General features: G+C 34.6%; 12 protein-coding genes. 10 read left to right on the forward strand and 2 right to left on the reverse strand.

Going from position 1 to position 14,940, the window contains the following annotated elements; all coding sequences use genetic code 11:
- The first annotated feature begins 34 nt into the window (after positions 1 to 34).
- Positions 35 to 1,681, forward strand: a complete 1,647-nt coding sequence (locus tag LNP04_RS14680; protein ID WP_229983666.1) for an alpha/beta fold hydrolase — start codon at positions 35 to 37, stop codon at positions 1,679 to 1,681.
- Position 1,682: 1 nt separating this feature from the next.
- Here the strand turns inward: LNP04_RS14680 and LNP04_RS14685 are convergent, their stop codons facing one another.
- The gene (locus LNP04_RS14685; protein WP_229983667.1) at positions 1,683 to 2,546 is read right to left on the reverse strand and encodes a glycoside hydrolase family 25 protein; all 864 of its coding nucleotides are present in this window, start codon (positions 2,544 to 2,546) and stop codon (positions 1,683 to 1,685) included.
- A 64-nt stretch (positions 2,547 to 2,610) separates the two neighbouring features.
- Here LNP04_RS14685 and LNP04_RS14690 point away from each other — a divergent pair, with 64 nt between their 5' ends.
- The 8 genes from LNP04_RS14690 to LNP04_RS14725 all read left to right on the forward strand — a co-directional run bounded on the left by LNP04_RS14690 (position 2,611) and on the right by LNP04_RS14725 (position 9,891).
- Positions 2,611 to 3,873 (forward strand): NAD(P)/FAD-dependent oxidoreductase, encoded by a 1,263-nt coding sequence (locus tag LNP04_RS14690; protein ID WP_229983668.1) that lies wholly within the window; start codon positions 2,611 to 2,613, stop codon positions 3,871 to 3,873.
- A complete protein-coding gene (trmD, locus tag LNP04_RS14695; RefSeq protein ID WP_229983669.1) occupies positions 3,870 to 4,544 on the forward strand; it encodes a tRNA (guanosine(37)-N1)-methyltransferase TrmD in 675 nt (224 codons plus the stop codon). Before LNP04_RS14690 ends, trmD begins: the two co-directional genes overlap by 4 nt.
- Before the next feature lie 286 nt (positions 4,545 to 4,830).
- A complete protein-coding gene (locus tag LNP04_RS14700) occupies positions 4,831 to 5,763 on the forward strand; it encodes an endonuclease (protein ID WP_229983670.1) in 933 nt (310 codons plus the stop codon).
- A gap of 32 nt (positions 5,764 to 5,795) precedes the next feature.
- Positions 5,796 to 6,266, forward strand: a complete 471-nt coding sequence (locus LNP04_RS14705; RefSeq protein ID WP_229983671.1) for an Lrp/AsnC ligand binding domain-containing protein — start codon at positions 5,796 to 5,798, stop codon at positions 6,264 to 6,266.
- 5 nt (positions 6,267 to 6,271) lie between these two features.
- On the forward strand, positions 6,272 to 7,012 hold the full coding sequence (gene deoC, locus LNP04_RS14710; protein WP_229983672.1) for a deoxyribose-phosphate aldolase: 741 nt from the start codon (positions 6,272 to 6,274) through the stop codon (positions 7,010 to 7,012).
- A 234-nt stretch (positions 7,013 to 7,246) separates the two neighbouring features.
- Positions 7,247 to 8,020, forward strand: a complete 774-nt coding sequence (gene mazG / locus LNP04_RS14715; RefSeq protein ID WP_229983673.1) for a nucleoside triphosphate pyrophosphohydrolase — start codon at positions 7,247 to 7,249, stop codon at positions 8,018 to 8,020.
- Between the two features lie 7 nt (positions 8,021 to 8,027).
- Entirely contained in the window at positions 8,028 to 8,900 is an 873-nt protein-coding gene (locus LNP04_RS14720; RefSeq protein ID WP_229983674.1) for a hypothetical protein, read from the forward strand.
- A 205-nt stretch (positions 8,901 to 9,105) separates the two neighbouring features.
- Complete coding sequence (locus tag LNP04_RS14725) at positions 9,106 to 9,891, forward strand: hypothetical protein (protein ID WP_229983675.1); 786 nt, start codon at positions 9,106 to 9,108, stop codon at positions 9,889 to 9,891.
- Between the two features lie 66 nt (positions 9,892 to 9,957).
- Here LNP04_RS14725 and LNP04_RS14730 read toward each other — a convergent pair whose 3' ends face one another.
- Entirely contained in the window at positions 9,958 to 13,671 is a 3,714-nt protein-coding gene (locus LNP04_RS14730) for a metallophosphoesterase (protein WP_229983676.1), read from the reverse strand.
- A 26-nt stretch (positions 13,672 to 13,697) separates the two neighbouring features.
- Here LNP04_RS14730 and LNP04_RS14735 point away from each other — a divergent pair, with 26 nt between their 5' ends.
- A complete protein-coding gene (locus LNP04_RS14735) occupies positions 13,698 to 14,870 on the forward strand; it encodes a Pycsar system effector family protein (protein ID WP_229983677.1) in 1,173 nt (390 codons plus the stop codon).
- Positions 14,871 to 14,940 lie beyond the last annotated feature (70 nt).

The raw sequence follows: 14,940 nt of genomic DNA on the forward strand, positions 1-14,940 counted from the left end.
ATTCAAATATTGATTTTTGCATCAAACTTTTATTATGAAAAAACTCAATATTTTTGTTCTGTTATTTGCTGCAATTTTGTTTCATGCTCAGGCAATTTCCGGAACTGTTTTGTCCAAAGAAGAAAATACTCCGATCGCTTATGTGAAGGTAGGTGTTGAAAAAGAAAATGTGGGAATCATCAGTGATGAGAAAGGAGAGTTTTCTATCGATTTGTCTAAAATAAATCCTTCTGCTAAAGTAAGAATCGATGTTCCAGGATACGAGAGCTACACAGAAACCGTTCAGAATTTCGTAAAACAAAATGACAGGAAAATTTATCTAAAAGAAAAATTCAAAAATATTCAGGAAGTAAAAATTGCACCTAAAAAACTGGTTGATAAAAACTGGGGAGTAAATACGAAAACGAAAAGTGTAATGTATTCCGTAAAACCTGAATTAAGCAAAGACGATTTTTTAGGTGAAACTGCATTGGAATTTAAGGCGAGTAAAAGATCAAAAATCAAAAATATTCACCTGAATATTGCAAGCATTACCGCAGATCGACCGATAATTATGCGTTACACCATTTATAATGAGAAAAATGGTTTGCCGGGAGAGAGTATTTTGGATGAAGAAATAACGGTAGAACTAACGAAGGATAAAATTATAGATGATGCCTTTACTTTAGATGTCAATGAAAAAAATATTTGGGTTCAGGGTAAGTTCTTTGTCGGAATTCAGTTTTTAAAGGAGTTTGAGGGAAGGCTCAACATCAGCGCCGCACTTTTTAGAACAGGTTATCTGAGAAAATTTTATGGCGACTGGAAAAAAATGACCATTGCTGCACCAGCCATTAATATTGATGTGAAAGTAGATAAAAACGGAAAAAATGAAATTCAGGAAGAATATGATAATGATAGTGGAGTATCAAATCTTTTTCATGATGTAAGCAAATATCAAATGGAAGCCGAACAATCAATTTACGGTAAAAATGCATCTGCGGGTAAAGTTTTTAAACTAAAAGATGCGGATTTATACTACGAAACCTACGGGGAAGGTGAGCCTTTGCTTTTGCTCCACGGAAACTCAGGAAGCATCAGAGATTTTTATCAGCAAATTCCGGAACTTGCAAAGTATTTTAAAGTAATTGCTGTTGACACAAGAGCGCAAGGTAAAAGCATTGATAAAACGCAGAAGGATTTTAGTTATAAAATTTTCGCAAATGATATGAAAGCTTTAATTGATGATTTAGGCTTAAAAAAAGTAAACGTCGCAGGCTGGAGCGACGGTGGAAATACAGGACTAGAGTTTGCTTTAAAATATCCTGAAAATTTAAATAAATTAATTACGATCGGAGCCAACTCCTCTGTTGATGGGGTAGATGAGGAATTAATAAGTAAATTCACATTGAGCCTGAAGGCCATGCACTATGAAAACAAACCGGAAAAATTTAATGAAAGGAGATTGCTAAAACTGATGTTGAACGAGCCGAATATTTCACATAAAGATTTAAATAAAATTCAATCTGCAGTTTTGGTAATTGCCGGCGAAAAGGATGTGATTAAGCCTGAACATTCTGAATTATTATCAAAACAAATTCCCAATGCAACACTGAAAATTTATAAAGATGCAACGCACATGATTCCGTTTGAAAATGCAGATGAACTGAATAAAGATATCGTTGAATTTCTGAGAAAATAGTTTAGTCCAAAGTCAGACTTTTCAATGACCAGACTCCGCCATTGTAGACATCTAAATCTACTTTAGTGTTGATGCCATGAACGATTCCGTTTTCTGTGAACTGCCAAAAATCCCACTGGTCATCAGGCGATGGAGTAGGAACGTCATTGTAATTGGCCAGCCAAAGCGGATAATCGTCAAATTCGCCCTTCAGAAAATCTTTGTAGTAATGGTAGTAAGTGTAAATGATAGGTTTTTCACCATAAGTTTCTTCAATAATTTTGCACCAGATTTTCAAGTCTGCAACCAAATTTTTATTTGATTTCCGTCTTGGGATTTTTTCAATATCTAAAATAGGAGGAAGGTCACCACTTTCCAGTTTCACATTTTCAAGAAAATTATTTGCCTGAATTACCGGATCTTCATCATCTCTGTAAAAATGGTAGGCTCCCCGTACAAGATTGTGCTTTTTTGCCTGCTGCCAAAACTCATCAAAATGTTTATCGGCACTGCGGTTTCCCATAGTTGCACGCATTACCACAAATTCAAGCGGAATGGTCTTGTTTCCGATGCTCAGACTTTCCCATTTGATATCTTCCCGATTTTGATAGTGTGAAATATCAAAACCATATGTTTTATCAAGATTATTGCTGAGAATTTTCTGGATTCTTAAAGTTTCTTTTTCGTTATTGTGAAGCTTTTTATGAGTGAATTTGTTAAAATATAAAGCATAATAGTAACTTATTGACTGCTTGAGATATAATCCCGTTCCGAACAACGCAATAATCAATATTCCCAAAAGAATTTTTCGTCGGAAAAAATAGTTATTCCGACGGGTTTTATGCACTCTTTTGGCAGTTTTTTTGGTGTACTTTTTTGGGCTCATAAAGTTTTGCAAAACTAACTTTTTAAGCCATAAAATACTAAATAAAATAAGTAAATTTGTTACTATGGAAACACGCGAAAAGATCATCATCATCGGAGGAGGTTTTGCGGGGCTGCAGCTTGCGAAAACATTAAACAATAAAAATAAAAAAGTAATCGTTCTCGATAAAGTAAACCATCACATGTTTCAGCCGCTGTTTTATCAGGTTGCATGTGGCAGGATTGAGCCTTCCAATATTTCATTTCCCTTCCGAAAGATCTTTCAGGAATCCAGAAATACACAGTTTCGATTGACAGACGTTAAAGAAATTATTCCTTCTCAAAATAAAGTCATTACTGACGGAGCAGAATTCACTTATGATAAACTGATTATCGCCACAGGCTGCAAAACCAATTTCTTTGGAAATAAAGATTTGGAAAGCAAAGCCTTTGGGATGAAAAATACCCAGGAAGCCATCGGAATCAGAAATCATGTTTTGATGACTTTTGAAAAACTGATTCTTGAAAAAAGCCGCAGTGACGACGGAAACTGGAACATCGTCATCGTAGGAAGCGGACCAACAGGTGTAGAATTAGCGGGAGCTTTTTCTGAAATGAAAAAAGACATTCTTCCCCGCGATTATCCTTACATGAATTTTGATAATCTTAAAATCATTTTGGTAAGTTCTACAGAAAAACCTTTGGCGGTGATGAGCCCCGAGGCACAAGAGAAATCTGAAAAATATCTGAAAGACCTTGGCGTTGAATTTATGAGCGGAGAAATCGTTACAGATTATGATGGCGACAAAGTCTACCTGAAAAGCGGAAAAGAAATCCCGTCTAATAACGTGATTTGGGCAGCTGGAGTTGTGGGAAATGTAATAGATGGTTTTCCTACAGAAAAACTGATCAGAAACAGATATATAGTTGACAGATTTAATAAAATTAAAGGCTACGAAAATATTTATGCAGTAGGTGATATTGCGTATATGGAAACTCCGAAATATCCACAGGGGCATCCTCAGGTTGCCAATGTTGCCATTAATCAGGCGAAAAATTTAGGCAAAAACTTCTTAAAGAAAAATGCTGGCGAATGGACGGAATATGAATACAAAGATCAAGGTTCTTTAGCCACCATCGGAAAGCACAGAGCTGTTGTCGATTTACCTTTTATTAAATTTCAGGGATTTTTAGCTTGGTATTTTTGGATGTTTTTACATTTAATGCTTATTTTGAGCGTTCGAAATAAATTGGCGATATTTTTTAATTGGATGTGGAGCTACTTTAACAAAGATTCTTCCCTACGTCTGATCATTTCGCCAAGTAAAAAAAATAATACGCAGCAATGAGAATTGATATAATAAGCGTGCTTCCAGAATTGATGGAAAGTCCGTTCAGAACTTCTATTTTGAAGAGAGCAGTTGATAAAGGTTTGGTAGAAGTACATTTTCATCAGTTGAGAGATTGGTCAATCAACAAGCACAGACAAATCGATGATGAGCCTTATGGTGGTGGAGCCGGAATGGTGATGATGATTGAGCCTCTGGATAAATGTATTTCTGAGTTGAAATCTCAACGAGATTATGATGAAATTATCTATTTGACTCCTGACGGAGAAACGCTGAATCAGAAAATTTCTAATTCTCTTTCAATAAAAAATAACCTGATTTTCCTGTGTGGTCATTACAAAGGGATTGATCAAAGAGTGCGAGATCTTCATATTACAAAAGAAATTTCAATTGGAGATTTTGTTTTGACAGGCGGTGAATTGGCTGCTTGTGTATTGGCTGATTCAATTATTCGTTTGGTTCCCGGAGTTTTAAATGATGAACAGAGTGCTCTGACTGACAGTTTTCAGGATGATCTTTTGTCGCCTCCTATCTATACCAGACCAGAATCTTACAAAGGATTAGATGTTCCAAAAATTCTTTTGAGCGGAAATTTTGCTAAAATTGAAGAATGGAGGCATGAAGAAGCACTAAGAATTACTGAAGAAAAACGACCTGATTTATTACAATAATATGTAATTTGCTTGTAAATTTTTACGATTGAACGTAAGCGCAATCGTTTTCAAATAACGATTTCTGAAATTTAGAAATCATTTAGAGAAGAGTTTTTATGAATGTAAATTCATTTTTATTAAAATTTTCGCTTAAATAAATTAACAAGCTTACGATTATGTCAATTTTTTTGCGTTTTATGTGAAAATTTAATTATGATTAGTGGTATGATACTAAAAAAAACAATAAATTTACACTCTGAAATTAAAATTGAAAATTTCAGAATGCCAATAGAAAAACGTGTAGATGGAATTGTTTGCTTTTTATAATGTAGAAAATTTATTTTTGCCAGACCCGCCGCCTAATCATAGGCTAGATCCTACAACTTCGGGACTTAGAAATTGGGACGAAAGAAAATATAGAGACAAACTTTTCAAAATTTCACACGTCTTTCAGCTGATGAAGGATGAAACAGGCATTCTTCCGTGCATGATTGGTCTTTCTGAGATTTCCGGAAGAAAAGTTCTGGAAGATCTTGTGGAGATGAGCCCTTTCAATTCTCAATATGGCATCGTTCATTACAACTCGATGGATGAAAGAAAGGTGGATGTAGCCTTACTTTATGATAAATCTAAAATTGAAATCATAGATTCTGAAGCCATCACATTTTTCTTTGAAATAGTAGACAATAATCCTGAAAACTACGATACGACAAGGGATGTATTATTCTCGAAAGTTAAATTTAAAGAAGAAATTATCAATGTTTTTGTAGCGCATCTTCCTTCAAAAAGAGAGAAAGATATCAATCAGCCGAAACGCGATTATATTTTAAGCGAAATCAGAAACAGAATTGTTCAGATCGTCAATGTTGAAAAGGAAAATGTAATTCTTTGCGGTGATTTTAATGAAAATCCTGACGGCGAAGGTTTACTGAAAATCCTTTTCGATGATAAAAATGAAAAAGTTCTGAACAATCCTTTTCAGGAATTGTATTCTACCAAAAATTATTCGGCTTTTCACTATAAATCAGGCCTCTTGTTTGACCAGATTTTATTGTCAAAATCATTTTTTGATGACAATCAATCATTATCCTATTACGATGCCAAAATTTTTAAGCCAGAAAAACTGAGAAGCAGAAATAAAATGTTTAGTGACAGGCCTTTCAGAACCTATGCAGGAAGTCGTTATCTGGGCGGTTACAGTGATCATTTTCCTGTTTTTATAGTATTAAAGAAATAAATGACAATATAAAAAAAAGTAATAAATCTAAGATGAAAAACTCAACCAGTACAAGCTATCATTTAGACCCTTTAGATAAAGAAATTATCTATATGTTGATGGATAATGCTAAAAGCTCTTTGGCATACATTTCTAAGCAGGTAGGGATCTCAACTACAGCTGTGCATCAAAGAATCAAAAAGCTGGAGCACGCAGGCGTAATCGAAAACTCTATTTCATTTCTGAACCCAAGAAAAATAGGATATAAAGTTGTTTCGTACATCGGGATGTTCCTCGATCAGCCAAGCCATTATCCGGATGTGGTAAAAGCACTGAAAGATGTAAATGAAGTAGTAGAAGCACATTACACCACAGGAAATTATACGATTTTCTTAAAGGTTTTATGCATAGACAACGACCATCTGATGGAGATTTTAAATAAACTTCAGAAAATGAAAGGAGTGACAAGAACGGAAACTTTTATATCTTTGGAGCAAGGGATCAACCGACAACTCAAAGTATAATAAAAATGAATATTGCTCAGTATTTAGATTCAACTTATTTAAAGACGCCGTTGCAGGCAGGGATTTCTGAAGAGGAAACTTTGCAGAAAGTAAAACAACTCACTCAGGAAGCGATTGATCATCATTTGTATGCGGTCATGATTCGTCCTGATTATGTTGCTGGAATCAGAAAATATATTCTGGAGAAAAATGCTGATGTTATTTTGGGGACAGTGATTGGTTTTCACGAAGGAACTTATTCTTTGGATGCAAAATTAGCTGAAGCCCAAAAAGCAATCGTCGACGGTGCTGATGAATTGGATTTCGTGATCAATTATTCTGAATATCTAAAAGGAAATCTGGAGTATATGAAAGAGGAATTTCTAAAATGCACTCAATTATGTATACAGAACGAAAAAGTTGCCAAATGGATCATCGAAATTGCCGCTCTCACCGATGAGCAAATCGCTGATCTGACGAAGCATGTTTCCAATTGGGCAGTAGAAAATTTCCATGAGGATGATTTAGCTAAAATTTTCGTGAAATCTTCCACCGGTTTTTACGAAACAAAAGAGGGAAAACCCAACGGAGCAACATTTGAAGGTGTAAAAATTATGCTCGACAATGCCGGAAAACTTCCTGTAAAAGCAGCAGGCGGAGTAAGAACTCCTGAAGATGCCGAAAAGATGATCAATCTCGGTGTCAAACGGATAGGTACTTCCTCAGCTTTGGCTTTAATTAAAAATGAATCTTCTACGGAAGTCTGAATTTATACAAAACCTTATCAGCGATAAGGTTTTTTTGTTTTAATTTATAAAACCTGTTTGGGGAAATTTCTTCTTACCCCAACTCTAGAGGGAGGAAGAAATTTATTTCAAAGGTATTGTCTAAAAATCAATTTACTCCCTTTAGGATCGGGGAAATAAATTGATTTTTATTTTGAACAGACATTAAAGAAACATTATTATAATTAAATTTGTACCACCTTTTAATTCTCAATTATGAACACCAGACAGGAAAAAATCGAAGCTTTTGGAAGACTTTTGGATATTATGGATGACCTTCGTGAAAAATGTCCGTGGGATCAGAAGCAAACGCTTCAGACACTTCGTCATTTGACGTTGGAAGAAACGTACGAACTTTCAGATGCTTTGTTGCAGGAAGATTTAACTGAAATTAAAAAAGAGCTCGGTGATGTACTTCTGCATCTGGTTTTTTATGCTAAAATAGGTTCAGAGAAAGAGAGTTTCGATATTGCTGATGTTATTAATTCTTTAAACGAAAAACTGATTTTCCGTCATCCTCATATTTATGGTGATGTGGAAGTGAAAGATGAAGCGGAGGTAAAACAGAATTGGGAAAAACTAAAGCTTAAAGAAGGTAACAAATCGATTTTGGGAGGTGTTCCTAAAGGATTACCAAGTATGGTAAAAGCGTACCGAATTCAGGAAAAAGTAAAAGGAATTGGTTTTGAATTTCATGATGCGGATGATGCATGGAAAAAAGTTGATGAAGAGATTCAGGAATTTCATGAGGAAAGTGATTTGGATAAAAAAGAACAGGAATTGGGAGATGTATTTTTCTCATTAATCAATTACGCAAGAATTTCAGGTTTAAATCCAGATTCAGCTTTGGAGAGAACTAATCTTAAATTCATTTCCAGGTTCCAGAAGATGGAAAATTTAGCTTTAGAAAGAAATCTTAAATTGGAAAATATGACGTTGGAAGAAATGGACGAACTTTGGGATGAAGTAAAACTTTTAAATAAAAACTAAAATGAAAATGAATATATTTTGCACAGTTTCTGCCATGTTATTATTAAGCTGTAATCCCAAAAATCCGAGTGAAAAAACGGAGCAAGATTCTTTGAAAACTGAATTTTCTCTGCCCAAAAAACTGAAAGAAGTTTCCGGGATTGCTCTTTCGCAGGATCAGAAAACCATTTGGGCCATCGAAGACGCCGGAAATAAAAATGTGGTGTACGGATTAAACCGACAAGGCGAATTGACTACTGACGTTTTGGTGGAAAACGCTGAAAACAATGATTGGGAAGATATTACAAAAGATACAGCCGGAAATATCTACATCGGAGATTTTGGAAATAACGAAAATGACAGACAGAATCTTTCCATTTTAAAATTAGATTTAAAAACTGATTCTCAGAAATCGACAAAGGTTATTCAGACAACAAAATTTCATTATGAAGGACAGACTGAATTTCCTCCTAAAAAATCAAATTTACTGTACGATTGTGAAGCTTTTGTAGAGAAAGACGGCAGTTTTTACCTGTTCACAAAAAACAGAAGCAAAGGTTTTGACGGGACTTTTCTGGTTTTCCAAATTCCAAACAAAGAAGGAGATTTTGAAGCGAAATTAGTTGGTAAACTGAAACTGGAAGGTGGTTACAGTGATGCGGCAATTACTTCAGCAACCATCAATTCAAAAAATCAGATTGTGCTTCTGAATCATAAAAACATTAACATACTTTCAGGATTTACAGCGAATGATTTTAGTTCATCCAAAATTCAGAAAATACCTTTAAATCACAATTCACAAAAAGAAGCGGTCGTTTTTGTTGATGATAAAACCTTGTTGATTGCGGATGAAAAAGATAAGAATGAAGGTGGAAATGTGTATGAGTTTTCTTTAAATTAAATATTCAGTTTATCATTCATTTCGTCGAATCTTCGATTTCTGGAGAAATCTTAATCGTTTGCTTCAGTATCAAAAATTTTCAGCCATAATATTCACTTTAATAGATGAATCATTATAAGCATTCATAAACAAACGGGTTTACATGAGAATGTATTCATTGGTATTATAGTGAATAATTGTATCTTTGCGGCATTTAAAATTAACCATGAAAAAACTTTTTTATTTTTTATTGATTTTAGGAATGATTTCTTGTAGTACAAATTCGGATGATTTGTTGGAGAATCAGGAAAGTTCAACAGATTTAGAACCCAATAAAGCATTTGTATTGTACATGGAGTTTCCCAATGCTGCAGCACTTATGAAGCCATCTTGGTATTATACCTTTAATTATGAAAATGGAAGGTTAATCAAAATGACGGGTAAATATGTAAAGTCAGGAAATATCTGGATGCAAGATAATTTTTATCCGGACTCATTTACTACCTTATCATATCATAGTAATCAGATAGAAGTTAAACATTCAAATGACATTTATCCTACTATTGTATATACAATGGAAAATAATAAACCTAAAAAAGCAGAATTGTACGATCAATTTAATCAAGTAATTACTGTTAAAAATTATACCTACGAACCGGGGAAAATAAAAATATATTCTAAAACTTATACTTCCGAAACCTACTTTAGTTATTATTTTGACTCAAATAATAATCTAATCAAAAGTGAAAAACTAGAAAAATCCGGTGGGTTCGATATAACTCTAACTACGAAAACATATTCAAATTTTGATAATTCTAAGAATCCGTTTAAAAAATTATATTTAGTAAATGATAATTTCTATGAGAAGAGCCTGTCAAATAATAATTATAGAAAAACAAATTATATAGTTCAGAACTTGCAGAATCCTCAATTTTTGCCAGGAAATGGAAATGCAGAATGGACCTATCAATATGATTCCAACGGTCAGATAATACTTCATCACCCCTTATAAGAATAAAATCCGCAGAAATTTTCTGCGGATTTTTTTACGATAATTTGATAACAGGAAACGATATCATTAAAAACTTAATCCCACACCACCGGAAATTCTTCCGCCATCTTCGCCAATGAAGTAATCTACTCGTGCAGAAAAAGTGTCAAGAAGGCTCATCCAGAATCCTGCACCGACTCCTTGATGCCATTTGTCGGATTGTTCACCATCTTTCCAAACTCTTCCCAAATCATAGCCGACTAAAATTCCCAAGTTCGTAGGAACGATATTGTTTTTTATTCTTCCGAAATTCCAGCGGATCTCAGAATTGTTGGCGAAATATGATTTTCCGGCAAATCTTTCATTTCGGTAAGCTCGCATTCCGTTGTTTCCGCCGATTGCAGCAGCCTGATAGAATTCAAAATTGTTATTGTTGATGATCATTGCGTTGCTTGAGTTGGCAAACACAAATTTCCCTCGTTTATCAATTCTGTGGAAGACATTTAACGTTCCATTGAAATTGGCGAAGTTTTGATTAAATTCTGAAATATTCGCTTTCCAACCTGCATTTAAAATCATTTCCAACCCTAAAGTCGGAAAGGCTTTATTGTCTAAATTTTTAAAACTAAACGTATAGTTTGCGCCCGCAAATTGTTGTCCGTTAAAAACTTCAGGATTAACATATTGAGAAACAGCTACAAAACGGTCATCATTGACTTCTACTTTAGCATGTTCAAAATTTAACTGAAATTGATGCTTCAGATTCAGCCAACTAGTTTTTGAAATAGAAGGCGCAAATTTAAACTGAGAAATACGCACTCTGTTGTAGTCTCTGTTGTCTTCATCAGCATTATTCAAAGTTTCATTTCCTAAACCGAAAAATGTTCTAGCGAAAAATGGAGTGGTATAAGTCGCATCAATTCCAGCATCCCAACCAGCGATTGCTTTTTTGAAAATTCCTTTGTAACCAACATTAAATCCGCCAGTTGCTGTATAAAAATTAGCGCTTAAACTATGTTTTTGGGTGAAAGGATCACGGATGAAATTATTGACTGTATAATTAGCAACGATTCCCAAAATCACGCCGTCATCCGGATTGAAATTAGCCATCGGATATCCTGCAAAGAAATTATACTTCGGATGCTTCCAATTGTAGGTGTTTACATCGTAATCGTTAGAGATATGTTTGGTCGCTGATCTTGCATTGTAGGTGTTTTTTTGAGATTTAAAATCATAAATCTTCACCTTGCTTCCGTTTTCTACATTGTAGGTGTCATGATTGTAACCGCCAATTAAACGGATGTTGATTTTAGATTTTCCTTCTCCTGAAACTTCATAAATATCATCTTCTTCCAAACCGTAGATCCAAAGTTCTTTGGTTTTGGTATCATCGTATTTCTTTTCAAAAACCAGTTCTTCGCCTTTGTTTTTGTCTAGCTGATACTGTTTAACTTCAACAGAATTTCCGGTTTTAGTAATCACAAATTTATCTTTATTAACTGTTCCTGTCAATGGAATTTTTTCCTGCAAAACATCAAAATATCTTGTAGCATAATCTCCCAGTTTGCCTTTTCTCAGCTTCAGTTTTCTCTGAATGTCTGTAATGGTTTCGTCCTGAACTTCTTTAGGTAAATTATCAAAAGCACTGTCAATATCATTGTCTGATAAATGTTCCTGAATGTATCTTGCCTGAGCTATCCAGTCTTCCTGATTTGCATTTTTTAAGAAAATTAAATCCATTGGATATGGCTCCATATTCATCCATCGTACGCTTTTGATGTCATCTTTAAACGTTTTCATGTGACGAATTGCAGGAATATTCATCAACAATTTAAAAGCAGCACCGTCATAGTTACTGAACGCCTGATCTCTGTCTCTTGGGATCGGTTTGTAAACTACTTTGTCGCCAACCTTATATTCTGCCCATTTCCATTGATCTTCGTGTCTGTCCCAATCGCCAATCAGCATGTCAAAAATTCTTGCTCTGATGTAAAGATCCTGATCAACTGAATATTTACCGTCTTTTCGCATATTTTTCAGAACATCAGAAGTCGAAAGAATGTCTGAAGCGTTGTTCAACGATTGCAAAGTTTTCGGATCTGAAGAAAATCGCTCTTCGATCATATACAGTTCGTCACCGTAATTTTGATTGTAACGTCCTAAAGATTTTTGTTTTGGAATGTAATATAATTCAGGATTGCTGTGAAAAATACCCAATTTGTCGATCATATTGTTAACTGCAAAACCTGTAAACGGATGATTCGTTGTATAAAAATCGAGCAAAAATCTTTCCGGAAAGGTATTGTTGAGTTCGCTTCCGAAACTGTTTTTCTTAAAAGCCTGAGCATTCAGAAAGCGGACTGCACTTTTCTTGATTCCGCGCATCACAAATTCCTGTCCGTCATTGGTTCTTAAACGTAAGCTGTTTGACTGGTTTCCGCCACCTTCTCTGACAGGAGAATATCCGGGATTCATGTCTGAAAGGTTTTTGGTTTTGGCTTCAATCGGAAGTGCGTAGTATTTTCTGTAATGATTTCCCCAAAGCCAAGTGTAGAATTTTCCTGCTTTAGTCTGTCTTTCGGAGTAAATCGTAGATGTTACGGTTGCAGGTAAAGTATCCGGATAATTATTTTGAAACTCTTCTGGTTTTTTAAGGACTTCAATCTGAGTCAGCTTTTCAAGTTTATTATTTTTAGTCGAAAAATATTCAACATCTGAACTTAAATCTTTTCTGAGACTTAAAACCGCAAATCCGCTTCCGCCATAGGAGAAATCTGTTTTTTCAACAATCGTTGCCGGATCAGTTTTAGAACCCGCACCACTGATAATTTGTTTGATATTTTTGTTTTCATGATATTGAAGATTGTGATCATGCCCGGAAACCAGAATCACATTTTCTTTATCCTGAATAATGCTTTTAATTCTGTTGGCAAATTCGGCATAATGCGCATTGCTAATGTCTTCCATACTCGCTCCGGAAGAACTTCGCAAAACATTGATTAAACTCGCAACTCCGGGAACAGGAAGTTTCCCTTTAAAAGATGATAGATGAGATTTTGCAGAATTAAAACCCGCATGAACGCCCGAGCTGATGACAGGATGATGCACTGCCACAATGATTCTCTTATCCTGATTTTTTGTAATTAAATCTTTAAACTCGGCATAAAAATCTGCTGTTGTCTTGATGTCACAGCCTTTATTGATTCCCGGATATTTGTCCCAATTGATAAGAGCCCATTCAGAATCTATAACGATTAGTTTGACGTCTTTGGTTAAATTGATATCGTCAATCGGACAAGAATTTTTAGGTAAAAAAGCTTTTTTATCATTCAGATAAGATTTTACAAATTCTTCCTGTGCTTTCAAGCCTTCCAAACCGTGATACCAATCATGATTTCCGGGAATAACTAACGTTTTCCCTTTGAAATTTTTAGTAATTGCTAATTGGTTTTCAAGTTTCTGTTTTGCTAAAGGATGGCCTTTGTCACTTTCTTTTGGCATTCCCAACGGATAAATATTATCTCCTAAGAAAAGCAGCATTGAATTTTTATCGGCTGAATCTAATTTATTTTTAATGAAATTTAAAGTCTGTTGCGCTTGCGGTTCGTCTGCGTTTCCGGCATCGCCAACAAGGAAGATTTTAAAATCATTTTCGGTTTTTATCTCAGAATTTTGTATTTCATGCAAGTTTTTTCCTTTTTGTACGTTATAGGTTGCACACGAAAACAGAAATCCGGAAAGAAGGATGGTTCTCGCACTCGCCGAGAATATTTTTCGATTAAATTTAAAGGATAAATTCATACATTTACATTAAGAAAAATTCAGAAATGAGCGTTTTAAACAAAGCCAAAGATTATGTTGAAAACTTATTCAAAGATAAGTTATCTTCTGTATATTTTTATCATAATTTTATTCATACCACATACGCTGTCAACAAAGCTGAAGAGATCATCAGTCACTCTGAAGTTTCTGAGTCAGACAGAGAAAAAGTATTATTGGCACTTTGGTTTCACGACGTAGGTTTTACAGGTTGTGACGCTGAAGGTCATGAAAAGAAAGGTGTAGAAATTGTTACAGAGTTCCTTCTTCATGAGAACGCTTCACGAGAATATATTGATGAAGTTTCTAAACTGATTTTAGCTACCGAAAAATATCATCAGCCACAAAATTTTCTCGAGCAAATCATGAAAGATGCAGATTTTAGCCATTTTGCGAGTCCGTTTTATAATGATTCTGCTGAGGCTTTGCGTAAAGAATGGGAACTGACCGGCGGAATGTGTTTTTCTAATGATGAATGGAACGTGATGAATGTAGATTTTCTGAAAAACAAGCACAAATATTTTACCGATTACGCCAAAGAAAACTGGGAACCGCTGAAACTGAAAAATGTAAAAAAATTGGAAAAGAAAATTGATAAAGAAGAAAAACCAAAAAAAGAAAATTCAGATTCAAAAAAAGAAAAAGACCCAAAATCTGACAGAAGTGTAGATACTCTTTTCAGAGTGACTTTGAATAATCATACGAGATTGAGTGATATTGCAGACAGCAAGGCAAATATTTTGCTTTCGGTTAATGCGATTATCATTTCGGTTTGTTTGTCTGTTTTGGTTCCGAAATTAGATACTCCGAAGAATGCACATTTGATTATCCCAACTTTTTTTCTATTGATTTCGAGTGTTCTGACGATCATTTTTGCCATTCTTTCTACAAAACCGAATGTTACGAAAACTACTTTTACCAATCAGGATATCGAAGACCGAAAAGTGAATCTTTTATTCTTCGGGAATTTTCATCAGATGAAATTTGACCATTATCTGAGTTCAATGCATGATCTCATCAAGGACAGAGACTATATTTACGATTCTATGGTGAAAGATTTGTATTTCCTTGGGAAAGTTTTAGACAGAAAATATAAACTACTTTCTATCACCTACACCATTTTTATGGCAGGAATTATCTCTTCGGTACTTGCTTTTGCGTATGCTTTTCTCAGTTTGTAATTAATAGAGAATTCTAAATTTGGGTATATTTAAAGAAGGAACTTTCTTGATCGAAAGAAGTAACAAATAA

This window comes from Chryseobacterium sp. C-71, assembly GCF_020911865.1.
GTDB lineage: Bacteria > Bacteroidota > Bacteroidia > Flavobacteriales > Weeksellaceae > Chryseobacterium.